General features: G+C 73.7%; 23 protein-coding genes. 14 read left to right on the forward strand and 9 right to left on the reverse strand.

The annotated features are described in order from the left end of the window. Positions 1-227: 227 nt before the first annotated feature. Positions 228-857: a TetR/AcrR family transcriptional regulator gene (locus ACFWP2_RS00885; protein ID WP_380446873.1), complete on the reverse strand. Its 630-nt coding sequence runs from the start codon at positions 855-857 to the stop codon at positions 228-230. A 76-nt stretch (positions 858-933) separates the two neighbouring features. On the opposite strand from ACFWP2_RS00885, the gene ACFWP2_RS00890 reads away from it, so the two are divergent. Beyond that, positions 934-1,881 carry a hypothetical protein gene (locus ACFWP2_RS00890; protein WP_380446875.1) on the forward strand — a complete coding sequence of 316 codons (948 nt, stop codon included), beginning with the start codon at positions 934-936 and terminating at the stop codon, positions 1,879-1,881. Positions 1,882-1,983: 102 nt separating this feature from the next. On the opposite strand, the gene ACFWP2_RS00895 is transcribed toward ACFWP2_RS00890, so the two are convergent. From ACFWP2_RS00895 to ACFWP2_RS00905, 3 genes are all read right to left on the reverse strand, one after another. Beyond that, positions 1,984-2,481 carry a hypothetical protein gene (locus ACFWP2_RS00895; RefSeq protein ID WP_380446877.1) on the reverse strand — a complete coding sequence of 166 codons (498 nt, stop codon included), beginning with the start codon at positions 2,479-2,481 and terminating at the stop codon, positions 1,984-1,986. Positions 2,482-2,620: 139 nt separating this feature from the next. Then, a complete protein-coding gene (kynU, locus tag ACFWP2_RS00900) occupies positions 2,621-3,853 on the reverse strand; it encodes a kynureninase (protein WP_380447474.1) in 1,233 nt (410 codons plus the stop codon). Between the two features lie 92 nt (positions 3,854-3,945). Beyond that, a complete protein-coding gene (locus ACFWP2_RS00905; protein ID WP_380446878.1) occupies positions 3,946-4,776 on the reverse strand; it encodes a tryptophan 2,3-dioxygenase in 831 nt (276 codons plus the stop codon). A gap of 188 nt (positions 4,777-4,964) precedes the next feature. On the opposite strand from ACFWP2_RS00905, the gene ACFWP2_RS00910 reads away from it, so the two are divergent. After that, positions 4,965-5,426, forward strand: a complete 462-nt coding sequence (locus ACFWP2_RS00910) for an Lrp/AsnC family transcriptional regulator (RefSeq protein ID WP_380446880.1) — start codon at positions 4,965-4,967, stop codon at positions 5,424-5,426. 57 nt (positions 5,427-5,483) lie between these two features. Next, positions 5,484-6,023: an NADPH-dependent FMN reductase gene (locus ACFWP2_RS00915; RefSeq protein ID WP_380446883.1), complete on the forward strand. Its 540-nt coding sequence runs from the start codon at positions 5,484-5,486 to the stop codon at positions 6,021-6,023. A gap of 61 nt (positions 6,024-6,084) precedes the next feature. Here the strand turns inward: ACFWP2_RS00915 and ACFWP2_RS00920 are convergent, their stop codons facing one another. Next, the gene (locus tag ACFWP2_RS00920) at positions 6,085-6,717 is read right to left on the reverse strand and encodes a MarC family protein (RefSeq protein WP_380446885.1); all 633 of its coding nucleotides are present in this window, start codon (positions 6,715-6,717) and stop codon (positions 6,085-6,087) included. A 217-nt stretch (positions 6,718-6,934) separates the two neighbouring features. On the opposite strand from ACFWP2_RS00920, the gene ACFWP2_RS00925 reads away from it, so the two are divergent. The 3 genes from ACFWP2_RS00925 to ACFWP2_RS00935 all read left to right on the forward strand — a co-directional run bounded on the left by ACFWP2_RS00925 (position 6,935) and on the right by ACFWP2_RS00935 (position 10,620). Further along, entirely contained in the window at positions 6,935-7,495 is a 561-nt protein-coding gene (locus tag ACFWP2_RS00925; RefSeq protein ID WP_380446887.1) for a DoxX family protein, read from the forward strand. Positions 7,496-7,740: 245 nt separating this feature from the next. After that, positions 7,741-8,364: an FxLYD domain-containing protein gene (locus ACFWP2_RS00930; protein ID WP_380446889.1), complete on the forward strand. Its 624-nt coding sequence runs from the start codon at positions 7,741-7,743 to the stop codon at positions 8,362-8,364. 399 nt (positions 8,365-8,763) lie between these two features. Beyond that, the gene (locus ACFWP2_RS00935) at positions 8,764-10,620 is read left to right on the forward strand and encodes a glycosyl hydrolase family 18 protein (protein WP_380446891.1); all 1,857 of its coding nucleotides are present in this window, start codon (positions 8,764-8,766) and stop codon (positions 10,618-10,620) included. A gap of 136 nt (positions 10,621-10,756) precedes the next feature. Here the strand turns inward: ACFWP2_RS00935 and ACFWP2_RS00940 are convergent, their stop codons facing one another. After that, positions 10,757-11,338 carry a MarR family winged helix-turn-helix transcriptional regulator gene (locus ACFWP2_RS00940; protein WP_380446894.1) on the reverse strand — a complete coding sequence of 194 codons (582 nt, stop codon included), beginning with the start codon at positions 11,336-11,338 and terminating at the stop codon, positions 10,757-10,759. 144 nt (positions 11,339-11,482) lie between these two features. On the opposite strand from ACFWP2_RS00940, the gene ACFWP2_RS00945 reads away from it, so the two are divergent. From ACFWP2_RS00945 to ACFWP2_RS00960, 4 genes are all read left to right on the forward strand, one after another. Next, positions 11,483-12,790, forward strand: a complete 1,308-nt coding sequence (locus ACFWP2_RS00945) for an MFS transporter (protein ID WP_380446896.1) — start codon at positions 11,483-11,485, stop codon at positions 12,788-12,790. 186 nt (positions 12,791-12,976) lie between these two features. Further along, positions 12,977-14,650, forward strand: coding sequence for a dolichyl-phosphate-mannose--protein mannosyltransferase (locus ACFWP2_RS00950; protein ID WP_380446899.1), 1,674 nt, complete (start codon positions 12,977-12,979; stop codon positions 14,648-14,650). A gap of 68 nt (positions 14,651-14,718) precedes the next feature. After that, positions 14,719-15,531, forward strand: a complete 813-nt coding sequence (locus ACFWP2_RS00955; RefSeq protein WP_380446901.1) for an ABC transporter permease — start codon at positions 14,719-14,721, stop codon at positions 15,529-15,531. Between the two features lie 266 nt (positions 15,532-15,797). Continuing rightward, entirely contained in the window at positions 15,798-16,385 is a 588-nt protein-coding gene (locus tag ACFWP2_RS00960) for a TMEM165/GDT1 family protein (RefSeq protein ID WP_380447476.1), read from the forward strand. Between the two features lie 149 nt (positions 16,386-16,534). Here ACFWP2_RS00960 and ACFWP2_RS00965 read toward each other — a convergent pair whose 3' ends face one another. Next, the gene (locus ACFWP2_RS00965; protein WP_380446904.1) at positions 16,535-17,785 is read right to left on the reverse strand and encodes a peptidoglycan-binding protein; all 1,251 of its coding nucleotides are present in this window, start codon (positions 17,783-17,785) and stop codon (positions 16,535-16,537) included. A 318-nt stretch (positions 17,786-18,103) separates the two neighbouring features. Here ACFWP2_RS00965 and ACFWP2_RS00970 point away from each other — a divergent pair, with 318 nt between their 5' ends. The 3 genes from ACFWP2_RS00970 to ACFWP2_RS00980 all read left to right on the forward strand — a co-directional run bounded on the left by ACFWP2_RS00970 (position 18,104) and on the right by ACFWP2_RS00980 (position 21,145). Next, a complete protein-coding gene (locus ACFWP2_RS00970) occupies positions 18,104-20,206 on the forward strand; it encodes a DHA2 family efflux MFS transporter permease subunit (protein ID WP_380446906.1) in 2,103 nt (700 codons plus the stop codon). A gap of 25 nt (positions 20,207-20,231) precedes the next feature. After that, entirely contained in the window at positions 20,232-20,711 is a 480-nt protein-coding gene (locus tag ACFWP2_RS00975; RefSeq protein WP_380446908.1) for an adenylate cyclase, read from the forward strand. Positions 20,712-20,821: 110 nt separating this feature from the next. Beyond that, on the forward strand, positions 20,822-21,145 hold the full coding sequence (locus ACFWP2_RS00980) for an antibiotic biosynthesis monooxygenase family protein (protein WP_380446910.1): 324 nt from the start codon (positions 20,822-20,824) through the stop codon (positions 21,143-21,145). 140 nt (positions 21,146-21,285) lie between these two features. On the opposite strand, the gene ACFWP2_RS00985 is transcribed toward ACFWP2_RS00980, so the two are convergent. Further along, complete coding sequence (locus tag ACFWP2_RS00985; RefSeq protein WP_380446913.1) at positions 21,286-22,221, reverse strand: RNA polymerase sigma-70 factor; 936 nt, start codon at positions 22,219-22,221, stop codon at positions 21,286-21,288. Between the two features lie 171 nt (positions 22,222-22,392). Between ACFWP2_RS00985 and ACFWP2_RS00990 the strand changes: the two genes are divergently transcribed. Next, positions 22,393-22,839 (forward strand): hypothetical protein, encoded by a 447-nt coding sequence (locus ACFWP2_RS00990; RefSeq protein WP_380446915.1) that lies wholly within the window; start codon positions 22,393-22,395, stop codon positions 22,837-22,839. 9 nt (positions 22,840-22,848) lie between these two features. Here the strand turns inward: ACFWP2_RS00990 and ACFWP2_RS00995 are convergent, their stop codons facing one another. Further along, positions 22,849-24,231 (reverse strand): hypothetical protein, encoded by a 1,383-nt coding sequence (locus ACFWP2_RS00995; protein ID WP_380446917.1) that lies wholly within the window; start codon positions 24,229-24,231, stop codon positions 22,849-22,851. Between the last annotated feature and the right edge of the window lie 20 nt (positions 24,232-24,251).

The raw sequence follows: 24,251 nt of genomic DNA on the forward strand, positions 1-24,251 counted from the left end.
GCCGGGGTTGCGGGCGCTTCGGGTTGTGCGCCGGCCCGGCGGGGGGGGGGCGGGGGCCCCCCGCGCCTTCCCCCCGGGGGGCCCCGCGCCGTCTCGGCTTCGCGCCGGAGCCGTCTCCCGCCTCCCCGCTCCCGCCTCCCCGCTCCCGCCTCCCCGGCTCCCCGCTCCGGTCTCCGGTCTCCCGCCTTCCCGCCTTCGCCGAAGCGCCGGACCCCGTTTCCGGCCGCCTACCCTTCGGCCGGGTAGTGGGCGAGGCCCGAGGAGAGCAGGCCGAAGGCCCGGTCGACGGCCGCCTCGACCCGGGTCCGCACCGCTTCGGTCGGTTCCCCGGCCACCATGGCCCGCCGGATCTCGCCGAGTACGGCCCGGTGGGCCCCGGTGACGGCTCCGGCCACGATCCGGGGGAGCGGGTCCTCCGGTGCGGCTCCCGACTCCTCGGCCAGGACGGCCGCGAGCGCCGCCTCGGCCCGTTCGCCGAGCTCCAGCAGTCGGGCCCGCAGCGCGGCGCTGTCCTCGACGATCCGCCAGAACGCCGCCACTTCAGGGTTCAGCCCGACGGTCGGTTCCCCGTCGGCGAAGGCCGCCAGCAGGTCGGCCCGGACGGCGTCCACGGCCGAGCGGCCCGCGGGGCGGTGCCGGACCACCTCGGCCAGGTGGGCGACGACCTCCTCCTGCCGGTCGAAGAACAGGTCCTCCTTGGTGGGGAAGTAGTTGAAGACCGTGTTCGGCGAGACTCCGGCGGCCCGGGCCACCTCGACCACCGTGACCCGGTCGAAGCCGCGCTCGGCGAACAGGCCCATGGCGGTGTCGGAGAGCAGTTCCCGGGTCTGCTGCTTCTTGAGTTCGCGAAGTCCCATGGCCGGATTCTAGCCGGAGGGCATGGTGTCACTCCAAAATTGCAGTGACACCAAAAATATCGGCTACGGTGACGGCATGACCTTCACCTTCGGCATCTATCCCGGCGGGCTGGCCGGTGACGACACCGGCGTGATCACCCCCGCCCGCCCCGACGACCCGGCCCGCATGGCCGCCGCCCTGCGCGAACTCCAGGGCGGCGCCGGGGAGTTCCTGGTCCGTGCCTACCGCTCGTACCCGGGCGGCGAGCACACTCCCGAGCGGCCGGAGCGGTACGCCGTCGAGGGCCGCCGGCTCGACCTGGTGGTCCAGTACCGCGAGCGCGGCGGGGAGTTGGCGGGCTGGCTGGACTTCGTCCGGCGGACGGTCCGGACCGAGGGGCACCGCCTCGGGCTGCTCCAGATCTGCGAGGAGCCCAACCTGGACCTCCCGCCCGTGGACGGCGGCATCCCGAACGTCCGGCGGGCGCTGGTCGAGGGCGTGATCGCGGCCAAGGAGGAGGCGCTGGCCCACGGATTCGACCGGCTTGCGGTCGGCTTCAACGCGGTTCCCACCTTCGACCCCGCGGACACCTTCTGGCCCGAGCTCGGCCGGCTCGCCGACGAGCGCTTCCACCGCGCCCTGGACTACGTCGGCCTGGACTTCTTCCCGGACGTCTTCCGTCCCGTTCCGTCCGGGCAACTCGCCGACGCGGTACGGGCGGTGCTCGCCGGATTCCGTCGGGACGCGCTGCCCGCGGCCGGGATCGGGCCCGGCGTTCCGGTCCGGATCTGCGAGAACGGCTGGCCCACCGGCCCCGGGCGGAGCGAGGCGCGGCAGGCCGAGGTGGTGGCGGAGGTGGTCCGGACGGTCGTCGGGCTCGCCGCCGAACTCAACGTCACCGGTTACGCGTTCTTCGCCCTGCGCGACGCGGACAGCGCGGGCGCCGGGCTGTTCCCGCACTTCGGCCTGGTGCGCGACGACTACACGCCCAAGCCGGCCTTCGCGGTCTACCGCGACCTGGTCGCGGAGCTCACGAAGAGCTGACGAAGCGCTCACGCGGAGCTGATCAAGAGCTCACGCAGAGCTGACGAAGGCGGACTTGTGCCGGGCCTCGGCCGACTCCGGTCGGCAGCCCGCTGCGGTCCGCTAGTCCGCCTCGAAGAACCGCTCCACCGTGCGGCGCTGGGCGGCGACGGCGTGCACCGGCTCGCCGATCACCCGGCCGGCCAGGGTGACGGCCAGCTCGCCGACGTCCTGGCGCAGCAGACGGGCCGCCTCGGCGCGGTCGGCGGCGATCCGGGCGCGGCCGGTGGCGAGCAGCTCGTCCCGGACGCGGATGCCCTCCGCGCGGGCCGCGACCATCGCCGCCGCGCCGCGCTCGGCGTACTCCTCGCGGATCCGGGCCGCCTCGTGCCGGGCCTCGGCCAGTTCCCGCAGGCGGGCCTCCCGGGTGGCCTCGGCCTCGGCGAGCAGGGCCTCGGCGCGTTCGGCGCGGCCCTCGGTGGCCTCCCAGCGTTCGGACTGCACTCGTTCGATCCGGGGGATCAGGTGGCGCCCGAGCGCCCACAGCAGCAGGAAGAACAGCGCCAGGCCGAGGATCAGCGGGGCCGGTTCGGGCTTGAGCGGGCCGAGTTCGAGGTTCACGTGCTACCTCCCCCAGGGTATGACGTTCCGTCGGTCGGAAGCTTCCCCAAGGGCGACGGATGTCGAACTCGGCCCGGACATGAGCTGCGTCACGGCGGCCCGGCCCCGCCGGCCCGAGGGCCCGGCCCCGGCTCCCGAGTTACGTCACCTCGCCCCGGCGGGAGAAGCGCTCCGCCCGCCACTCGCCGCTCTCCAGCACCTCGGCCAGCTGCCGGGCCGCGTCCCAGACCTCGGTGTACGAGAGGTAGAGCGGCGTGAAGCCGAAGCGCATCAGGTCCGGTGCGCGGAAGTCGCCGATCACCCCGCGCTCGATCAGGGCCTGCACCACCGGGTAGCCGTCGGCGTGCCGCAGCGCGACCTGACTGCCCCGCCGGGCGTGTGCGCGCGGGGTCACCACTTCGACGCCGTCCAGTCCCTCGGTCAGCGAGATGAACAGGTCGGTCAGCGCCAGGCTCTTCGTCCGTACCAGCGCCGGGTCGACCCGCTCCCAGATGTCCAGCGAGGCGTCGAGGGCGGCCTGGCCGAGCAGTGAGGGTGAGCTGGTCAGGAAGCGGCCGATGCCCGGCTTCGGGTCGTACCCGGGCTCGAAGGCGAACGGCCGGGCGTGGCCGAACCAGCCGCTCAGCGGCTGGAGCGGGCCGGCCGCCAGGTGCCGCTCGGCGACGTACAGGAAGGCCGGCGAGCCGGGGCCGCCGTTCAGGTACTTGTAGGTGCAGCCGATCGCGAAGTCCGCGCCGGCGGCGCCGAGTTCGACCGGCAGCGCGCCCACCGAGTGGCACACGTCCCAGATCATCAGGGCGCCCGCGGCCTGCACCCGGGCGGTGATGCCGGGCATGTCCAGCAGTTCGCCGGTGCGGTAGTCCACGTGCGAGAGGACGACTGCGGCGACGTCCCCGTCCAGGTGCCGGTCCAGCTCCTCGGGGCGGATCAGCGCGCTGCGCGCGCCCTCGACCAGGCCGGTCACGCCCTCGGCGATGTACAGGTCGGTCGGGAAGGCCTCGGCGTCGCCGAGCACGGTGTGCCGGCCCGGACGCAGCCGCAGCGCGGCCGACAGCACCTTGAACAGGTTGACCGAGGTGGTGTCGCAGACGACCACTTCCGCCGGGCCGGCGCCGATCAGCGGCGCGATCCGCCGCCCCAGCCGGTACGGCTGCTCGAACCAGCCGGCGTCGTTCCAGCTGCGGATCAGCTCCCGGCCCCACTCCTCCTCGACCACCCGGCGCACCCGCTCGGGCGTGCGCACCGGCAGCGCGCCGAGCGAGTTGCCGTCCAGGTAGATCACCCCGTCCGGCAGGGCGAACTCCTTGCGGAACGCCGCCAGCGGGTCGACGGCGTCCAGCGCCGCGCAGTCCTCGCGCGTGGTCATGCCCATCCCCTCGGTCCCCTTGCTCACGGCTCGCTCCGTCCCTGCCCGCTCTGCCGAAGTCCGCACTGCCGAAGTCCGCTCTGTCACAGCCCGCTCCGTCACAGCCCGTCCCGGATGGTCCACAGCTCCGGGAACACGTCCTGCTCGGCCGACTTGCGCAGCCAGGTCAGTCCGCTGGAGCCGCCCGATCCGGGCTTGCCGCCCATGGTCCGCTTGACCGTCGAGAGGTGGCGCTGACGCCAGCGGGTGACCCGCTCGGCCACGTCCAGCAGGGCCTCGCCGAGCGGCTGGAGCTCGGCGAGCTCCGGCTCGGTGTACACCCGCCGCCAGGCCGCCTCGACCTCCGCGGACGGCTGGTAGCGCTGCTCGGAGGGCTCCCGGTGCGGGGCCAGGCCGCGGCGCGCCAGCAGCTCCAGCGCCTCGTCGTACAGGCCGGGGGAGCGCAGCGCCTCGGTCAGCTCGGCCTGGGTGCCGGGCATCCCGTCGTACATCGTCAGCAGCGCGGCGTTCTTGTTGCCGAGCAGGAACTCCAGCCGCAGGAAGGCGGAGGACTGGAAGCCGGAGGCCTCGCCGAACAGCGAGCGGAAGGAGTTGAACTCGTGCGGGGTCATGGTGGCCAGCAGGTCCCAGGACTCCACCAGCACGTCCTGCACGTGGGTGCCCCGGCGCAGCGCGGCCAGCGCGGCGGTCAGGTCGTCCTCGCGCAGCGCCTGCCGGGCGATCGTCCACTCGTGCCGCAGCAGGTCGAACAGCAGCTCCATCACCTGGGTGGTGACGATGAACGACAGCTCGGCCGGCTCCTTGCTGCGCGGGTGCTGCAGGCCGTGCAGCTCCTCCAGGCGTACGTACTCGGAGTACGGGGTGCCCCGACCCGGCGCTCCGCCCCGACCGAACGACAGGTTGGGCTTCTCCACCGTGTCGTGCCCCATCCCGATCCCTCCTGATCCTCCGGGCCCCGTCGCCCGGTCGGGTGAACCGGCCGGACTGCCGGGTTCCACCCGGTGCCCATTGTGCGGCGGCGGTGCCCCCCGCTTGAATGGTCGACGGGTATCGCAACCGCCTTCGCGGCTGTCGTTCGCGAGGCGTTCCGCCGATTCGCTTTACGAACGGAAATCCCTTGATCCCGACCACCGGGGAGGCCGCCTTGGACGCCGTCGACCGCCGTCTGCTCGCCGAGCTCCAGTCCGACGCCCGGCTCTCGTACAACGAACTCTCCCGCCGGGTGAGCCTGTCCGCACCCGCGGTGGCCGAACGCGTCCGCCGCCTGGAGTCCGAGGGGGTGATCAGCGGCTACCACGCCCACGTGGACCTCACCCGGGCCGGGCTGCCGATCACCGCGCTGGTCCAGATCCAGTGCTACGGCCCCCGCTGCGTGCTGCGCGACCCGGAGGTGCCGACCTGGCCGGAGGTGATCCAGCTGCACCGGGTCACCGGCGGGGCGTGCTGCGTGCTGCTGGTCGCGGTGTCGACGATGGCCGAGTTCGAGGCGGTGTGCGACCGGCTCGGGAGCTACGGGCAGCCGTCCAGCTCGATGATCCTCTCCAGCCCGGTGCCCTGGCGGTCGGTGGTGCCGCGCTGACGGGGCCTGAACCGGCGGCTGGCCTTGACGCGGGCGTCAGGGAGTAGGTTGCCCGGCATGCCGAACGAGCGTCACATCCTGCTGCTGCCCGGGAGCCTGCGAGCCGGTTCCACCAACGAGACCGTGCTGCGCACCGCGGCCGCCGTGGCGGCGGCCGCCCCGGGCCTGCGGGCCACGTACTACGCCGGGCTGGCCGGGCTGCCGCACTTCAACCCGGACCACGACACCGACCCGCTGCCGGAGCCGGTGGCCGGGCTGAGGGCCGCGATCGAGGCGGCCGACGCGCTGCTGGTCTGCACCCCCGAGTACGCCGGGACGCTGCCGGGCGCGTTCAAGAACCTGCTGGACTGGACGGTCGGCGGCATCGAGATCTCGGACAAGCCCACCGGCTGGATCAACGCCGCCGGCCCGGGCCGCGGCCTGGGCGCCGAGGCCACCCTGCGCACCGTCCTCGGCTACACCGGCGCGGCCGTGCTGGACGAGGCCTGCGTCCGGCTCCCGCTGGAGCGCGGTGCGGTCGGCCCGGACGGGCTGGTCGCCGATCCGCTGGTGCGCGAGCGGATCGGCGAGGTGCTGGCCCGCCTCGTGGCGGGCTGACGGGCGGGCTGACGGGCGGGCTGAGCGGGCGGACGGGCTGACGGGCCGGCTGTCCGCCCGCTCAGTGCCCCGCCGGCAGGTGCACCCCCAGCCCGGCCAGGCCCTCCAGGAACAGCTCGACGCCGACCGCCGCCAGCAGCAGCCCGAGCAGCCGGGACAGCACCTCCAGCGAGGTGCGGTGGGTGCGTCGCATCAGCGGCGCGAGCACCGCCACACAGAGGTAGTTGATCACCGCGACGGCGACGTACGCCCCGGAGACGGCGGCCTTCCAGCTCCAGTCGTCCTGGTTGAGCGAGGCGACCATGACGGCCGTGACGGCGAGCGGGCTGGCGATGTACGGCAGCAGCAGTTCGCGGATGCCGTCCACCAGCGGGTTCGCCAGGTGCTCGTCCTCGTCGGCGTCCGAGCCGAGGTGGACGCCGAAGACCAGGGCGACGGCGTAGACGAAGAAGATCGCCCCGCCGGCGAGCTGGAGCGACTGGTCGCTGATGTGGAACAGCGTGGTCAGCTCGTCGGCCCCGAAGCCGAGCACCAGACCGATCACCGCCGCGATGGCCGTGCTCAGCGCGGCCAGCCGGCGCAGCTCCTGGTTGCTGCGGGTCCCGGCCAGCCGGGCGAAGGCCAGCAGGGTCTTCGGCGGGCCGACCACGGCGAAGAAGGTGATGAAGGCGCTGCTCAGGTTGAAGACGAACATGGGCCAAGCATGACCGCGGGGCCCCGGGTGGCCGGTCCGCCACGCCCCGCCCCGCGGCCGGGCGTGGCGTGGATCTCCCCACCGGCGGTTCATTCCCGGTCGCGGCCGAATTCGCCCGGATGGCGGCCCCGGCTCGAAGGGGCGGGCGCCCTCGGTTGCTATGGAGTCAGGACGGCCGGCGGGCGGGGCCACTCCGCCGCGGAAGCGAGGATGCGACATGTGCCTGAACCGTAAGGACCTGGGCCTGCTGGCCCTGCGCAGCGCAGTCGGCGGCGTGCTGATCGCGCACGGCACCCAGAAGCTGTTCGGCTGGTTCGGGGGCAGCGGCCTGGACGGCGCCACCCAGGCCATGGAGCAGATGGGCTTCCACCCGGCCCGGGAGAGCGCGCTGGCGGCCGGTCTCGGCGAGGCGGGCGGCGGCGCGCTGCTGGTGGTCGGGCTGGCCACCCCGGCGGCCGGCGCGGTGGTGGCCGGGACGATGGCGGGCGCGGTGTCGGTGCACGCCCCGGCCGGTTTCTTCGCGATGTCCGGCGGCTACGAGTACCCGGCCTTCCTCGGCGCGACCGGGCTGGCGCTCGGCCTGGCCGGCGCCGGCCGGTACTCGCTGGACCACCTGACCGGCCACGTCTTCGACCGGCCGTGGGTCGGCCTGGTGTCCTTCGTGGCGAGCGCCGCCGGGGCGTACGGGGTCGTCGCGCGGCGCCGGCACCAGGTGCGGCTGCGCGAGGAGCGGGCCGCGGTGGAGTCGGACTCGCAGGAGGGCTCGGGGCTGTCCTGAGGCCCTCCCGGAGTCCGGCTCACCAAGCCCTCCCGGGCTTCCGTCCGGCTCACCAAGCCCTCCCGGGCTTCCGTCCGGCTCACCGAGCCCTCCGGGGCTGCCTGCCCGGCACACCGATCCCTCCCGGGCTGCCTGCCCGGCTCACCCGGAGGCAGCAGCCCTGCTGGCGGCGGCCCCTCGGCCCTCGGAGGGTGGGCCTGGAGGTGTGCCGGGCAGCCCGGCGCCGACCGGAAACGAGGGACCGCATGGACCGCCAGCCGCTCACCCGCGCGAGGGCCCTGACCCCGCCGAGGGTCACCGCCCAGGACCTGGACGCACCGCCGCTGCGCCGTCAACGGCGGGCGGTGGCGGCGGTGTTGGCCGCGGCGGTGGTCGGCACGGCGGCGCTCGCGGGCTGCTCCTCCGGGAAGAGTGCGAGCAGCGTGGCCTCCGAGGCGGCGGCCGCGGTGGAGAAGGGGGCGAGCGCCGCCGCCTCCGCGGCCTCGGCGCTGGCCTCGGTGGCCGGCGGGGCGGGGTCCGCGATCGCCTCGGCCGAGGCGCAGGCCTCGGCGGCGGTGTCGGCGGCCTCCTCGGCGGTCGCCGGGATCAAGGGCGGGCTGGACGCCAAGGGGGACGTCGCCGCCGGGGCGGTGACCACCGGTTCGGACGGCAAGCCGCAGGTGCAGCTGACCGTCACCAACCACGGGCAGCAGTCGTACCGGTACGTGATCCAGGTGAACTTCACCGACGCGTCCGGCAACGTGCAGGACGCGGCCGCGGTGACCATCCAGGACCTGGCGGTCGGGCAGAGCACCCAGGCCACCGCGCACGCCCACCGGGACCTCTCCGGCACGGTCAAGGCCGAGGTGGCCAACGCCGTCCGCTACTGACCCGGTCACCGGGTCCGGCGCCGGCTCCTCCCCTGGGTTCGGCGCCGGCTCCTCGCCTGGGTCCGGCGCCGGACCGTCCGACGAGTCCGATGCCGGCTCGGGGCGCGGCCGCCCAGCTCAGCGCGGGGGTGGAACCTTAAGCGGGTCTCAAGGCCCAACGGCACCCCTTGACGGGCGAGTTGGTCTAGTCCATTTTTATTGCCCAGGTGCAGGGAGCCCCTGAACCGGCGTCGGCGGCCTCGTGGTGCCGGCGCCGGTTCGGCACATCCCGGTAGTCCGTCATGGTCTGATCCCGCTCGATTCCCCACCCATGCCTGTCATGTCCCGGTCGTCCGGCCCCACCCCGGACGCGTGCCCCCCGGGGCGACGGGAACCCCCACAACCAGGAGTCACGCACCCATGCTGCGCTCACGCATTGAAAGGGCCGGGACCCCGGCGCCGCAGGGCGGCCGCCGACGCCGCCCGAAGAGCATGGCCGCCATCGCGGCCGGCACCACCGCCTCCCTGCTGCTCGGCGCCGGCCTCGCGCTGTCCGGCGGCGGCGCGGCCAACGCCGCGACCACCAACTCGACCGGCGCGCCCGCCACCAGCGGCGGCATCAAGGTCGCCTACTTCGACCAGTGGTCGATCTACGCGAACGCGTACTACCCCAAGACGATCCAGGACACCGGCGTCGCCAAGAACCTGGACTACCTGATCTACTCCTTCGCCAACATCCACCCGACCGACCTGGGGTGTTTCGAGGCCACCAAGGCCGCCGACACGAACGACAACAACCCCAACGCGGGTGACGGCGCGGGCGACGCGTTCGCCGACTACCAGAAGAGCTTCGGCCCGGACATCTCGGTCGACGGCGTCGGCGACGTCTGGAACCAGCCGATCGCGGGCAACCTCAACCAGCTGAAGAAGCTGAAGGCGAAGAACCCCAACCTCAAGGTCCTGCTCTCGCTGGGCGGTTGGACCTACTCCAAGTACTTCTCGCCGGCCGCCGCCACGGACGCCTCGCGCAAGCACCTGGTGTCGTCCTGCATCGACATGTTCATCAAGGGCAACCTGCCCAAGGACGCCGGGTTCGGCGGCCCGGGTTCGGCGGCCGGCGTCTTCGACGGCATCGACATCGACTGGGAGTACCCGGGCGGCGGCGGCCACACCGGCAACCTCTCCAGCCCGGCGGACAAGCAGAACTTCACCGCGCTGCTGAAGGAGTTCCGCACCCAGCTGGACGCGCAGGGCACGGCCGACAAGAAGACCTACGCCCTCTCGGCGGCGGTCGGTGCCGGCCAGGACAAGATCATGAACGTCGAGACCGACAAGATCGGTCAGTACCTGACCTTCCTCGACGTCATGACCTACGACATGCACGGCGGCTGGGACGCCCAGGGCCCGACCAACCACCAGGCCGGGCTGTACTCGACCCCGGACGACCCGTCGAGCCCGGCCAAGCCGGGCAACGGCAAGTACTCGATCGACAACGCCATCAAGGCGTGGACGGTCGGTGACAAGGAGTACGGCATCCCCGGCGGCTTCCCCGCCAACAAGATCAACATGGGTGTGCCGTTCTACTACCGCGGCTGGACCGGCGTGAAGGACAACGGCAAGCACGGCCTGTACCAGCCCGCCACCCAGCCGGCGGCCGGCGCGGCGATGTCCGGCAACCAGCCCGGCATCCAGATGTACAAGGAGCTCACGGGCTTCGTCGACAACCCGTCCAAGACCTTCTGGGACGACGGGGCGCAGGCCACGTACTTCTACGACGGCAACACCTTCTGGAGCGGTGAGGACGCCAGGTCCATCCAGGCCAAGCTCGACTACGCGCACTGCAACGGCCTCGGCGGCTCCTTCGCCTTCTCGCTGTACGACCTGGGCACCAAGACCGCCCTGTTCGACAAGATGGTGAGCGCCACCAACGGCTCCGCGTCCGCCTGCCCGGCCCCGCCGACCGGCACGCCGACCCCGACCCCGACCTCGACCGGCACCCCGACCGGCACCCCCACCGGGACGCCGACCGGCACCCCGACCGGCACCCCCACCGGGACGCCGACCGGCACCCCGACCGGCACCCCCACGGGCACGCCGACCGGCACCCCGGCCACCTGCCCGAACGCCCCGAGCTGGGACGCGAACACCACCTACGCGGCCGGCGGCACCAAGGTCTCGTGGAAGGGTCACTACTACACCAACAAGTGGTGGACCAAGGGCGACGACCCGAGCCAGAGCGGCCAGTGGGGCGTCTGGACCGACAACGGTCCCTGCTGACGGTCCACCGGACCGCCGAGGGCCTGACGGATCCTCGCAGCACCTGAAGTGACGGGTCCGGCCCGCCGGGAGGAGCATCCTCCCGGCGGGCCGGACCCGTTCGCGTTCCCCGGCCCCCGGGGTCGGGCCGGTGGGATCAGTCCAGGTCGGCGGTGCGCCCGAGGGCGTCCGGCTGGCTCTCCTCGATCCGCCGCAGCATCCGGCCCAGCATCGCGGAGAGCGTGGCCCGCTCCTCGCCCGCGACGTCCTGGAGCAGCTCCTCCTCGAAGACCGCGGCCATCCGCATCGACTCCAGCCACTTGTCGCGGCCGGCCTCGGTGAGCTCGATGATCACCCGCACCCGGTTGGTCTCGTCCCGATCCCGGGTGACCAGGCCGTCCGCCACCATCCGGTCGATCCGGTGCGTCATCGCGGCCGGGGTGAGCCCGAGGCGCTTGGCCAGCTCGCCCGGCCCCAGCCGGTACGGGCTGCCGGACACCACCAGCGCCTTGAGCACCTCCCACTCGGCGGAGGTGATTCCGAGCACAGTCAGCTGCCGGTCGTACGCCACGCCCATCCGCCGGGAGACCCGGTTGAGGGTCTGCACGATCGTCTCCACCTGGGGGTCGACGGTGGGGAATTCCCGCTGGTAGAGGGCCACCTGCTCGGCGATGCCGAACTCCAGGGGGGTGGCCGGGGCGGGCTTGCCGTCAGCCGGCCGCGGCTTGTCCGTAGTCATGCCGAACAGTGTCGCACGAGGGTGCACTCCTTAAGCCTTTGACTCCGCACTCTTCTGGTGCTAAGACTTTATCTCGTCAAACTTTAGCTCTGAAATCTTCTGGACTTAAGAGTATCCAGTTGAAACCAGGAAGGGATGTGCACGGTGACCGGCACGGTGAAGCAGCAGAGGCAGCAGCGGCGTGGAGCGGGCGGCCCGCTGCGCCGCGTCCAGATCGGCAACGCGCTCAGTGCGTTCGGCAGCGGGTTCACGATGCCGTACATGTTCGTGTACGTGGACCAGGTGCGCGGGCTGGGCTCGCTGGCGGCCGGGATGGTGTTCACCGTCTTCGCGCTGGCGGCCCTCGCCGTCCTGCCGTTCACCGGCCGCGGCATCGACAAGTACGGCCCCCGCCCGGTGCTGCTGGCCGGTACGGCGCTCGCCGCCACCGGCGCGTTCGCCTTCGGCCACGCCACCGGCACCCCGGCCCTGCTGGTCTCCTCCTTCCTGTTCGGCGCGGGTGTCACCACCTGCCAGCCGGCGCTCGCCACGATGATCGTCCGCTGCTCCACGGCGGCCACCCGCTCGCACGCCTTCGCGCTCCAGTTCACCCTGGTCAACCTGGGCATGGGCATCGGCGCCCTGGTCGGCGGGCAGATCGTGAACGTGGCCGACCCGGCCAGCCTCACCCGGCTGTTCACCATCGAGGCGGTGACGTTCCTCGGCCTCGCCCTGGTCACCGGCACCGCCCGGATGCCCAAGGTCCAGCTGACCGTCGTCCACGAGAAGAACGACGGCCCGACGGGGCTGCGCGCGCTGGTCGCCGACAAGGCGATGCTGCGGCTCTGCGTGCTCGCCGGGCTGATCTTCTTCACCTGCTACGGCCAGTTCGAGTCCGGCGTCGCGGCCTTCGCCACCGACACCGTCGGCACCGCGCCCTCCACCCTGGGCTTCGCGATCGGCGCCAACGCGCTGACCATCGTGGTCCTGCAGATGTTCGTGGTGCGGATCACCGCGCGGCGCCGCCGCACCACCGCGATGGCCGCGGCCGGTGTGGTCTGGCTCGGCGCCTGGGCGATGGCCCTGGTGGCCGGCCTGATACGGACCGAGACCATGGCCGCCACGGTCGCCATCGTCTCGATCTACGCCCTCTTCGGCGTCGGCGAGTCGCTGCTCGCGCCCACCATGGGCCCGATCGTCGCGGACCTCGCCCCGGCCCGGCTGCTCGGCACCTACAACGCCGGGTACGCCCTGGTGAAGCAGATCGCGGTCGCGGTCGGCCCGGCCGTCGGTGTGCTGCTGGTCGGCTCCGGCACCTGGCCGCTCTACCTGGCGGCCATGGCGGTCTCCACGCTGCTGATCGTCGCCATGGCGCTGCGGCTGCGCCCGCACCTCACGCCGGAGCAGGACAACGCGGCCCCGGCCGTGGTCCACACGCCGGTCCCGGTCCGGGAGCTGCAGACCGCCGCGTAGCCGAACGGACGGCAGGAGCGTTCGGAACGGGCGCCGACCAGGTCACCTGGTCGGCGCCCGTCGCGCTTGGCTTCGCGCGCACCGCCACATAGTGTCAGTGGCTGTTGCCGCCCGGCCCCGCCCGGAGCGGCACGACCCGGGCGGAGCCAGGCCCCGGGCAGAGCAGACAGGCGAATCGGCGAGGCTATGACGCAAGCGGCGCTCACGCACCCACCGGCGGCCCCGGCCACCGCCGCCCCGGCACCGGCCCCGCGCGGGGGCCTGGTCCGCTGGGCGGCCGACCGCTCCGGCTGGCTCGGACCGATCGCCGTGGCGCTCTTCGCCGGCCTGCTGCGGTTCTGGAACCTCGGCCACCCCGACTCCTTCGTCTTCGACGAGACGTACTACCCCAAGGACGCCTGGTCGCTGCTCCAGCAGGGCTACGAGGGCACCTGGCCCGACCACGCCAACGCCGACATCCTCTCCGTCCCGCAGTCGATCCCGCTGACCTCCGCGCCCGAGTTCATCGCGCACCCGCCGCTCGGCAAATGGGTGATGGCGATCGGCGAGCAGCTGTTCGGCCTGAACCCCTTCGGCTGGCGGTTCATGACCGCCCTGCTCGGCACCGTCACCGTGCTGATGCTGGCCCGGATCGGCCGCCGCCTCTTCGGCTCCACCCTGATCGGCTGCACCGCCGCGCTGCTGATGTCGGTGGACGGCCTCCAGCTGGTGATGAGCCGGGTCGGCCTGCTCGACGGCATCCAGATGTTCTTCGTGCTCGCCGCCTTCGGCAGCCTGCTGATCGACCGCGACCGCACCCGCGCCCGGCTCGCCGCAGCCGCGACCGCAGCCGCCGAGACCGCAGCCGCCGGAACCGGTGGCGGCGGAACCGGCATCGGCGACACCGTCCGGCTCGGTTGGCGCCCCTGGCGGATCGCCGCCGGGGTGCTCCTCGGCGCCGCCTGCGCGGTCAAGTGGAACGGCGCCCCGATCCTCGCCGGCTTCGGCATCCTGACCGTCCTGTGGGACCAGTCCGGCCGCCGCGCCGCCGGCGCCCGCCACCCCTGGCGGTCCATGCTGCGCCGGGACGCCGTCCCCGCCTTCCTCGCCATGGTCGGCTCCGCCGTGGTGGTGTACGTCGGCGCCTGGAGCGGCTGGCTCGCCACCGGCGGCTCCGGCCCGACCGGCGGGGGCGGCTACGACCGGCACTGGGCCGACGGGCGCGCCGGGCTCTCCCCGGACAGCGTCCTCGGCATCCCGCTGCCGCAGATCCCGATGAGCTGGGTGCCCGAGTCGCTGCGCAGCCTGTGGCACTACCACTCGCAGATGTACGACTTCAACACCGGCCTGAGCACCCCGCACACGTACCAGTCCAACCCCTTCGCCTGGCTGGTCGACGGCCGCCCGGTCTCCATGTACTGGGAGCAGATCCCGTACGGGCAGCGCGGCTGCACCTCCTCGGGGGGCTGCGCCTCGCAGATCCTCGGCCTCGGCACGCCCTTCCTCTGGTGGACGGCCTGCTTCGCGCTGGCCTACCTGCTGTGGCGCTGGTTCTTCCGGCGGGACTGGCGCTCGGGCGCGGTGCTGTGCGCGGTGGCCGGGATCTACCTGCCCTGGTTCCGGTACCAGGAGCGGACGATCTTCTCCTTCTACATGGTCGTGTTGGTGCCGTTCCTGTGCCTGGCCGTCGCCCAGATGCTCGGGGCGATGCTCGGGCCGCCCGGGTGCAGCCCCGAGCGTCGCAGGATCGGGGCGATCGGCGCCGGGGCGATCGTGCTCGCGATCGTCGGCTGCTTCGCCTTCTTCTACCCGCTGTACACGGCGGAGGTGATCCCGATGTCGTCCTGGCAGGACCGGATGTGGTTCACCAGCTGGATCTGAGCGGCGTATCCGATGGGCCGTATCCGGTGGGCCGGGTCTGATGGGCGGTAGCTGATGGGCCGGATCTGATGCGCCTGGCGGACCTGGCGGATCTGACGCTCCCGGCGGACCTGGCGGCCTCCGGCGGCCAGCTGCTGCCGGTCACCCCGCTGCTCGGGGTGGTCACCGCGGTGCTGCTGCTGGCCGCCGTCGCGGTGGCCGGGCGGGGCCTGCTCGGCCACGGTCACGCGGTGCTGCGGGCCGGGCTGCGCGCGGTGGTGCAGCTGGCCGCCGTCGCCGCGGTGATCACCTGGGTGGTCGGGTCGCTCTGGTGGTCGGCGCTGTTCGTGGTGCTGATGTTCTCGGTCGCCGTGCGCACCGCCGGACGGCGGATGACCCCGGGCCCGGCCTGGGTCTGGGCGGCCGCCCCGATCGGCGCCGGGGTGCTGCCGGTGCTCGCCCTGCTGCTGGGTGTCGGGCTGCTGCCGGCCGAGGGCCTGTCCGTCATCCCGGTCGCGGGCATCCTGATCGGCGGGGCGCTCAGCGCGACCTCGCTGGCCGGGCGGCGGGCCCTGGACGAGCTGCGGCTGCGGCGCGGCGAGGTGGAGGCGGCGCTGGCGCTCGGCTTCGAGGAGCGCGAGGCCCGGCTGGAGATCTGCCGGACGGCCGCGGCGACCTCGCTCGTCCCGGCGCTGGACCAGACCCGGACGGTCGGCCTGGTCACCCTGCCGGGGGCCTTCGTCGGGATGCTGCTGGGCGGGGCCTCGCCGGTCCAGGCGGGGGCGGTGCAGCTGTTCGTGCTGATCGGGTTGCTGGCGGTGGAATCGGTGGCGATCGTGGTGGTGCTGGAACTGGTCGGGCGCGGACTGGTCGTGGCCGAGCAGGACGGGAGTGCCCGGTAGGCGGAGTCGGCCGGTGCCCCGGGCCGCCCCCGGGCTCCCCGGACGGGCCCGTTGACGCCGTCCGGTACGCTTGGGGCCGTTGAAGGGGAGTAGCCCTCCACCGGACCGTCGACATACTGACCCCCAGGGGTCCGGCGCCCGGGGCACCGCTCGAAGAGCGTTGCCGGCGAGACCTTCGGCCGCAGTGCTGTGACCATGACCAGTGCTGTCGGGCCGAAGCGTCCCCTGACGGACCTGCGGAGGCCGGGCAGCCCGACCGAGGACTCCTGATGAGTATCACCGTTGCCGCGTTGACCTTCGGCATCATCTTCCTGGCCGAACTGCCGGACAAGACCGCGCTGGCCAGCCTGGTGCTCGGCACCAAGTACCGGGCGAGCTACGTGTTCGCGGGCATCGCCGCGGCCTTCGCCCTCCAGGTGGGCCTGGCGCTCGTCGCCGGGCACCTGCTCACCCTGCTGCCGCACCGCTGGGTGGAGGGCGTCACCGGCGTGCTGTTCCTGGTCGGCGCGGCGATGCTGCTGTTCCACGGCGGCGGGGACGAGGACGAGCACGCGGCCAAGGAGCCGTCCTCGAACAGCTTCTGGAAGGTGGCCGGGGCCAGCTTCGTGGTCGTCGCGGTCGCCGAGTTCGGTGACCTGACCCAGATCATGACCGCCAACCTGGCCGCCAAGTACGCCGACCCGCTGGCCGTCGGCCTGGGCTCCTGGCTGGCGCTGTGCGCGGTCGGCGGCATCGCCATCGTGGGCGGGCAGAAGCTGCTCAAGTACGTGCCGATGAAGCTGATCGTCCGGGTGGCGGCGACGATCATGGTGGTGCTGGCGGGCATCAGCATCTTCGGGGCGATCACCGGCTGACCCGGCTGAGGCGCCGACGCGGCTGACACGCCGACGCGGTCAAGAGCGGGGCGGTGGCTGCCGACGGGCGGCCGCCGCCCCTTCGTATGGGTGCGCGCGGCCGGGGCCGGGCAGCGGCGCGGCTCGGCAGCCAGGCTCGGTGGCCCGGCTCAGCAGCCCGGGTCGGCGGTGAGGGTGGCCTGGGTCTTGGGGCCGTAGACGCCGTTCTCGCCCTTGATCCGGTTCTCGCGCTGGTAGCTGGTGAGCACCGACTGGGTCCAGTAGTCGAAGGTGCCGCTGACGATCGACTTGTCGATGAATCCGCATTCGGCGACGTACAGGCGCTGCTGCATGTCCTTGACGTCCGCCCCGCTCATCCCGAGCTGGAGCTGCCGCGGGCTGGGTGCCTGGGTCGGCGTGGGCGTGGGGACCGGCGTCGGGGTGGGGGCCGGGGCGGGCGGCTGGACCGGAGGCGGCGGCGGTGGCGTCGGCGTGGCGGTCGGGGCCGGGGCGGCCGTCTTCGTCGGGCTCGGCTTGCGGGTGGGGGTGGGCGTCGGACTCGGCGCCTGGCTGGTCGGCGCCGCCGCGCTCGGGGCGGGCGCCGCCAGGGTGGGCGGGTCCACTGGCGCGGGCACCAGGGTGCTCGTCGGCAGCGGCTGGGCCTGCTTGGCCGACGGTTCGCCGGAGGGCGTCACCGCGTACGCGACGCCGATGGTGAGCGCCACCAGGCCGGCGCCGACCCCGGCCAGCAGCCCCTTGCGCTGGGCGAGCGGGCGCCGGTCGGCCTGCTCGGCCGCCCTCCTGGCGGCCCGGCCGCCGGTGGCTTCCGGGCCGGGCGCGGCCGGGGCCGAGGCGCGACCGGCGTTCGAGGCCGACCCGACGGCGTCCGGTGCCTGCCCGAAGGAGAAGAGGCCGATCTCGTTCCCGGCCGGTCCCGAAGCGGGCTCCTGCGGGTGGGAGGCCGCCGGGTACGGGCCCGGCCCGGCGGGCGGGACGGGCGGCAGCACGGTGGTGGCGGCGGCGTAGCCGTCGGCGCCCGGGAAGGCACCGGAGGCCCCCGGGTAGGCACCGGCCCCCGGGTAGGCACCGGCGGCAACCCCGAACGGGTCCTGCCCCGGGGCGACCGGCGGCAGCACGGTGGTGGCGTACGCGTCGGCGTCCGGTCCGAGCGGGGGAGCGGCCGGCGGCCCGGGCTGCCCCGGGGGCACGGGCGGCAGCACCGTGGTCGCGAACGGGTCCACCACCGGCGCGTTCGGGTGGGTCTCGTCGGCCACCTGGTCGGCGGTCTGCGGGACGTACGGGCGGACCAGCGGGCCCTCGAGGTGGGGCAGGACGGCGGTCTCGGTGAGGCTCGGGTCCGGGACGCAGCCGCAGCCGGTGGAGCGTGCGGTGCCGCACGTCGGGCAGTGCTGGTCCGGCATCGGCCGGTCCTCCTCGGTTTCGCGTCGACTTCGCGGGCGGATGTTCGGTCGTTCGGCGCACGTTCCGGGCGGACCCGGGGCGCACGATCGCGCCTGATTATGCAGGACCGCCCGAAGGGTGGACAGGGGCGTCCGTCCCCCGGCGGGGATGTTGTGCCGGTTGGTGCCGGTTGGCTCCTCGGAGAACGCCCGGGGCGCGGCCGTTGTCCCCGGCGCTTACGCTCGGCTCAACCCGGTGGAACATATCGGGACGAACCAGCGAGCGCTGTGAGCTGGGAGTGATCATCCGCACGGCCCGGCCGACGGGCCCGCGCCCCCATGGAGAGACGCCATGCCCACGGAGACGTCGTGACGCAGCCGCGCGCCGCGTCCGACCGGAGCGCCGCGGGCGGGAGCGGCCCGCCGGCGGTCACCGTCCACAACCTCTGGGTGCCGATCGGCGCCCTGCTGCTGGCGATGCTGCTCGCCGCCCTCGACCAGACCATCGTCTCCACCGCGCTGCCGACCATCGTCAGCGACCTCGGCGGCCTCGAACACCTCTCCTGGGTGGTCACCGCCTATCTCCTGGCCTCCACCGCCGCCACCCCGCTCTGGGGCAAGCTCGGCGACATGTACGGCCGGAAGCGCTTCTTCCAGGCCTCCATCGTGATCTTCCTGCTCGGCTCGGTGCTGTGCGGGATCGCCCAGAACATGGGCGAGCTGATCGCCTTCCGCGCGCTCCAGGGCCTGGGCGGCGGCGGGCTGATGGTGCTCTCCCAGGCGATCGTCGGCGACCTCGTCGCCCCTCGGGACCGCGGCCGCTACCAGGGCCTGTTCGGCGCCGTGTTCGGCGTCACCAGCGTGCTCGGGCCGCTGCTCGGCGGCGTGTTCGTCGACCACCTCAGCTGGCGCTGGGTCTTCTACATCAACCTGCCGATCGGCATCGTCGCCCTGATGGTGATCGCGATCGTGCTGCACGGGCAGGAGGTCCGCCGCGAGCACCGGATCGACTACCTCGGCACCGTCCTGATCGCCGCCGTCGCCACCTGCCTGGTGCTGATGACCTCGCTCGGCGGGACCACCTGGGCCTGGAGCTCCTGGCAGATCGTCGGCCTCGGCGTGCTCGGCCTGGTGCTGCTGCTCGCCTTCGTCCTGGTCGAGCGGACCGCCGCGGAGCCGGTGCTGCCGCTGCGGCTGTTCCGCTCGCGGACCTTCAGCCTGGTCGCGGTGATCTCCTTCGTGGTCGGCTTCGCGATGTTCGGCGCGCTGACCTACCTGCCGACCTTCCTCCAGGTGGTCCAGCAGGTCTCGCCCACCCTGTCCGGCATCCACATGCTGCCGATGGTGCTCGGCATGCTGCTCACCTCGATCGGCTCCGGTCAGATCGTCTCCCGCACCGGTCACTACCGGATCTTCCCGATCGCCGGGACGGCCGTGACCACCGTCGGGCTGCTGCTGCTCTCCCGGCTGGACGAGCACAGCAGCACCGCCGAGATGAGCTTCTACTTCCTGGTCTTCGGCCTCGGACTGGGCCTGGTGATGCAGGTGCTGGTGCTGATCGTGCAGAACTCGGTCGGCTACGAGGACCTCGGTGTGGCCACCGCCGGCGCCACCTTCTTCCGCTCCATCGGGGCCTCCTTCGGCGTCTCCGTCTTCGGGACGGTCTTCGCCAGCGGGCTGAGCAGCCGGCTCGCCGACGCCCTGGCCGGGGTGCCGCTGCCGCCCGGCTTCCGGCCGGAGGTCATCACCTCCGACCCGCGGGTCATCCCCCAGCTGCCCGCCTCCGTCCAGCCGGCGGTGTACCACGCGTACGCCGAGTCGATCACCCGGGTGTTCCTGTACGCGGTGCCGGTCGCGGTGGTCGCCTTCGTGCTGTCGCTGTTCCTGCGCGAACAGAAGCTGCGCTCCACCGTCACCGCGCCGGACCTCGGCGAGTCCATCGGGGTCAACCCGGTCGAGCGCACCTCGCTGGACGAGATCGCCCGCGCGCTCTCGGTGCTGAACAGCCGCGAGGCCCGGCGCGACCTCTTCCGGCGGATCACCGAGACCGCCGGGCTGGACCTGCGGCCCGCCTCCAGCTGGCTGCTCCTCCAGATGTACCAGCACGGCTCGGTCGAGCCGGCCGAACTGGCCGAGCGGCGGATCGTCCCGATGGCCGTCGTCGAGGAGGCCGTCCGGGAGGTGGAGGGCCGGGGACTGGCCGCCCGGTCCGGCGGGCTGCCGCTGCGGCTCACCGAAGCGGGGGAGGAGGTGGCGCTGAGACTGGTCGCCGCCCGGCGCACCCAGCTCGCCGCACTGCTGGGGGACTGGGACGAGCAGCGGTACGCCGAACTCGCCGGGGTGCTGAACCGGCTCAGCTCCTCGCTCTGCGCGGACCTGCGGGACCGGCCGGACCCGTCGGGGCCGCAGGGGCCGTACCGTGGGGAGGGCCGGTCGTTCTGACGGCCTGCCGGAAAGGTGGTGCGGCGTGCCGCTCGAAATCGAGCGCAAGTTCCTGCTGGGTGACTTCGAGCCGCCGGACACGGCGGTGCGGCAGCACATCGAGCAGGGCTACATCGCGATCAAGGACGACGGGACGGAGGTGCGGCTGCGGCGGATCGCCGGCAGCTGCCTCCTCGGCGTCAAGCGCAAGGACTCCTCGGCCGGCGCGCCGGTCCGGATCGAGGTGGAACGCGAGCTCGGGGAACAGGAGTTCACCGAGCTCTGGCCGGCCACCGAGGGGGCGCGCCTGATCAAGGACCGCTACACCTTCGAAGCCTCCGGCGTCACGGTCTACGCGGACGTCTACCACGGGGAGCTGGCCGGACTGCGCACCGCCGAGGTCGAGTTCGGCTCGGAGGCCGAGGCGGAGGCGTTCTCGCCCCCGGACTGGTTCGGCCCCGAGATCACCGGCGTGCGGGCCTACAAGAACCAGACCCTCGCGACCAGCGGACTGCCCGGGTCCTGACTGCCCTACGGGGACGCCTCGCCACGACCACCGGCACCTGCGAACGGTCCGCCCGTGAGGTGTAGCAGACTGCTGCCCGTCAGCAGTCACCGAAACAGAAGGAGCGTGCCATGTCCGTCGTCAAGATCAACGTCCTGACGGTGCCGGCCGAGCAGCGCGAGGTGCTGGAGCAGCGCTTCGCCTCCCGGGCCGGCGCGGTGGAGAACTCGGACGGCTTCGAGTGGTTCGAGCTCCTCCGCCCCGTCGAGGGCACCGACCAGTACCTCGTCTACACCCGCTGGCGCAGCGAGGAGGACTTCAAGGCCTGGATGGAGGGCCCCATGAAGGCCGCCCACCAGAACGGCCCCTCCGACGAGGCCCCCAAGCGCCCCGCCGCCTCCGGCTCCACCCTCTGGTCCTTCGAGGTCGTCCAGTCCGCGGGCCCCAAGGCCTGACGTCCGTACGGCGGTTGCGCGCCCCGGGGTTCACGGAACCCCGGGGCGCGCGGCTGTTCAGGCGGAGGGGTGGAGGGGCGGGGGTCGAGGGGGAGGCGGGGGCGAACGAGGGCGTTCCCGGGTTCCGGCCGTCCGGGGCTTCAGAGGCTCAGCGGCGTCTCCCGCTCCATGTGGGTGAGCTTCTCCGGGTTGCGCACCGAGTAGATGCCGGTGATCAGCCCCTCGTCGATCCGCATCGCCACCACCAGGTCGATCTCCCCGTCCACCCGCAGGATCAGCGCCGGGTGCCCGTTGACCTGGGCCGGTTCGCACGTCCCCAGCGGCCCCCACACCGCCACGCCCGCGGCCAGCAGGCGGCCCACCGGCCCGGCGCCGACGGTGGGCCGGGGCATGGCCTGCTTGATGCCGCCGCCGTCGCTCAGCGCGACCACGTCGGGGGCGAGGAGGTCCAGGAGCTGCTGCAAGTCGCCCGTCTCGACGGCCCGTTGGAAGGCGGCGATGGCGGTGCGGGCCTCGTCGGCCGAGACGGCGCCGCGCGGCCGGCGGGCCGCGACGTGGGCGCGCGCCCGGTGGGCGATCTGGCGGACCGCGACCGGGGTCTTGTCGACGGCCTCCGCGATCTCCTCGTACCCGAGGCCGAACACCTCGCGCAGCACGAACACCGCCCGCTCGATGGGCCCGAGGGTCTCCAGGACCATCATCATCGCCATCGAGACGCTGTCCGCCAGCTCGACCTGCTCGGCGACGTCCGGCGAGGTGAGCAGCGGCTCGGGCAGCCACGGGCCGACGTACGACTCCTTGCGCCGGCCGATCGTGCGCAGCCGCCCGAGCGCCTGCCGGGTGGTGATCCGGACGAGGTAGGCGCGCCGGTCCCGCACGGCGGCGAGGTCGACGCCGGCCCAGCGCAGCCAGGTCTCCTGGAGGACGTCCTCGGCGTCCACCGCCGAGCCGAGCATCTCGTAGGCGACGGTGAACAGCAGGTTGCGGTGGGCGACGAAGGCCTCGGTGGCCGGGTCGGGGCGGCGGCCGTCCGTGGCCGGGTCGGGGCGGCGGCCGTCCGCGTGCTCGCTGCTCATCTGGGGTCTCCTTCCGTCGGCTGGTGCCTCCCACAGGACGCCGGAGCCCGCCGATCCGTGACAGCCCGGCGATGTGACCCGTGCCATACGGCCGCCGGTGTCACACCGCGCCGCCCGCCGGCGTCTCCTGCCCGACCGAACGGAGACGCGGCGCGTCGGCAGGAGGCCGGGATGACGGTGGTACCCGAGATGAAGGTGGTCGTGGTGGGCGCCGGTTACGCGGGCATGCTCGCGGCCCGCAGCGGCCTCACCGTCGACGGGGACGGCCGGACGGCCGTGGACGCGTCCCTGCGCTGCGTCGACGACGAGCGGCTCTTCGCCATCGGCGACTGCGCGGCCGTCCCCGGGGCCCGCTTCGCCTGCGCGCTGGCCGGCCCGCAGGCCGTCCGCGCCGTGGACAACCTGCGCCGCCTGCTCGCGGGCCGCACCCCCGCGCCGTACACCCCGCGCTACATCGCCCGGGCCGTCACCCTCGGCCGGGGCGGCGCGGTGGCCCAGTTCACCCGGCGCGACGACAGCCTGCGGCGGTCGCACCTCGCCGGGCGCGGCGGGGTCGTGCTCAAGGAACTGGCCTCCCGCGGCGGGAAGTTCGGCGCCGGCACGGGCATCGGTGGCTGACCGTCCCGATCAGCCGGCGAGCGCGAGGGCCTCGTGCAGGGTGCCGGTCGCGTCGGCGTGGTCGCCGTGGACGAGTTGCGCCATGGCCAGATCGGTGAGCGCCCTGACCAGGCGCCGGGTGTCGGCGGCGGGGTCCGTCGCGTGGAGGCGCCGTTCGATGCGGACGCTGCGCCGCAGCCGGGGGAGAGCCGTGCGGGCGTAGGAGGTCGGATGCTCCCCCAGGACCGCCCGGCGCAGGTCGAGCCGCCGGGTGAGGGTGCCGAGGGCGGCGAGCAGCTCGCGGTCGTCCGGCAGGGGCGGCGGGCCGTCGGTCGGCTCAGGCAGGTCGTCCTCGTCCGGGAGGCGGTCGGTCGGCTCGGGAACGCCGGTGACAGCCTCGACGGCCCGCGCGAGGGTGACCAGTCCGTCCTGGAAGGAATCGCGCAGGCTGAAGGACCAGTGGTGGAGGCTCAGGCCCAGCACCGGCTGGAGGCGTCGGCCCGGGTCGACGCCGAGCGCGAGCGGGTCCGGGGCGTCGGCCGCCGCCTGTTCGTCCCTCACACCGGAGCGGGCGAACAGGGCGCCCCGCAGGCCCTCGAGGAAGCCGAAGTTGCCCCGCCCACCGCGGGCGGGCAGGCGCTCGCAGGCACGGGCGGCCTCCGCGAGCAGGTGGTGGGCCTGCCCGGGGTCGCCGAGGTCGGCGAACCACAGGGCGGCACCGGCGGTCCGCAGGGCGGGCACGGGGCTGCGGTCCGGCTCCGTGCGGCCCTCGCGCAGCCAGGCGAGGGCCTCGTGCTCGGCGGCCACGGCCTCTTCGGTGCGGTCCGCGAGGCGGAGCAGCACGGTGAGGTCGAGCAGGCGCCACGTCAGGTCGCTCCCGCCGGGCTCGGTCACCGCCCGGGAGCGGGCGGCCACGGCGCGGGCGGCGTCCACGGCCTCGTCGAACCGGCCCGCCTCGGCGAGGGCGTGGGAGAGGTCGGCGCGCAGGACGGCGGCCCGGCCGAGGTCCGGCACCGGCCGGGCCGCTTCGGCGCGCGAGGCCAGGTCGGCCGCCTCCTGTCGGGCCGCGAGGGCGAGGTCGTCGGCGTGGGCCAGGGAGTACTTCAGGGCGAGGGAGGCGAGGGCGTTGGCGGCGGCGCCCAGGTGTTCGGTGCCGCCGTCGGCGACCAGGGCGCGGTAGATGCCGGCGGACTCTTCCAGGAACGGGACGGCCTCCTCGGGCCGGGGCCGGGGCTCGCCGTAGGCCCGGTCCCGCAGCGCCTCGGCCAGTGCGGGCAGGCCCGAGGCGGGGTCGGTGCGGGCCTGGACCCGGAACCGGGCGACCGTCTCGTCGGTGACCGGCTCCCGCCCCGGGCGGCGGGCCCGCGGTGCGGCGTGGTCGGGGTCGGACGGGGTTCCGTGCGCGGTCGTCACGCGTTTCCTTCCGGGGCGGG

The organism is Kitasatospora sp. NPDC058444 (genome assembly GCF_042721415.1).
Lineage (GTDB): Bacteria > Actinomycetota > Actinomycetes > Streptomycetales > Streptomycetaceae > Kitasatospora.

Coding starts and splice junctions, on each gene's coding strand:
- ACFWP2_RS00935 (WP_380446891.1), top strand. CDS start 8,764: ATGCTGCGCTCACGCATTGAAAGGGCCGGGACCCCGGCGCCGCAGGGC.
- ACFWP2_RS00930 (WP_380446889.1), top strand. CDS start 7,741: ATGGACCGCCAGCCGCTCACCCGCGCGAGGGCCCTGACCCCGCCGAGG.
- ACFWP2_RS00970 (WP_380446906.1), top strand. CDS start 18,104: ATGGAGAGACGCCATGCCCACGGAGACGTCGTGACGCAGCCGCGCGCC.
- ACFWP2_RS00920 (WP_380446885.1), bottom strand. CDS start 6,717: ATGTTCGTCTTCAACCTGAGCAGCGCCTTCATCACCTTCTTCGCCGTG.
- ACFWP2_RS00980 (WP_380446910.1), top strand. CDS start 20,822: ATGTCCGTCGTCAAGATCAACGTCCTGACGGTGCCGGCCGAGCAGCGC.
- ACFWP2_RS00985 (WP_380446913.1), bottom strand. CDS start 22,221: ATGAGCAGCGAGCACGCGGACGGCCGCCGCCCCGACCCGGCCACGGAC.
- ACFWP2_RS00925 (WP_380446887.1), top strand. CDS start 6,935: ATGTGCCTGAACCGTAAGGACCTGGGCCTGCTGGCCCTGCGCAGCGCA.
- kynU (WP_380447474.1), bottom strand. CDS start 3,853: ATGGGCATGACCACGCGCGAGGACTGCGCGGCGCTGGACGCCGTCGAC.
- ACFWP2_RS00905 (WP_380446878.1), bottom strand. CDS start 4,776: ATGGGGCACGACACGGTGGAGAAGCCCAACCTGTCGTTCGGTCGGGGC.
- ACFWP2_RS00940 (WP_380446894.1), bottom strand. CDS start 11,338: ATGACTACGGACAAGCCGCGGCCGGCTGACGGCAAGCCCGCCCCGGCC.
- ACFWP2_RS00890 (WP_380446875.1), top strand. CDS start 934: ATGACCTTCACCTTCGGCATCTATCCCGGCGGGCTGGCCGGTGACGAC.
- ACFWP2_RS00915 (WP_380446883.1), top strand. CDS start 5,484: ATGCCGAACGAGCGTCACATCCTGCTGCTGCCCGGGAGCCTGCGAGCC.
- ACFWP2_RS00965 (WP_380446904.1), bottom strand. CDS start 17,785: ATGCCGGACCAGCACTGCCCGACGTGCGGCACCGCACGCTCCACCGGC.
- ACFWP2_RS00885 (WP_380446873.1), bottom strand. CDS start 857: ATGGGACTTCGCGAACTCAAGAAGCAGCAGACCCGGGAACTGCTCTCC.
- ACFWP2_RS00950 (WP_380446899.1), top strand. CDS start 12,977: ATGACGCAAGCGGCGCTCACGCACCCACCGGCGGCCCCGGCCACCGCC.
- ACFWP2_RS00990 (WP_380446915.1), top strand. CDS start 22,393: ATGACGGTGGTACCCGAGATGAAGGTGGTCGTGGTGGGCGCCGGTTAC.
- ACFWP2_RS00955 (WP_380446901.1), top strand. CDS start 14,719: ATGCGCCTGGCGGACCTGGCGGATCTGACGCTCCCGGCGGACCTGGCG.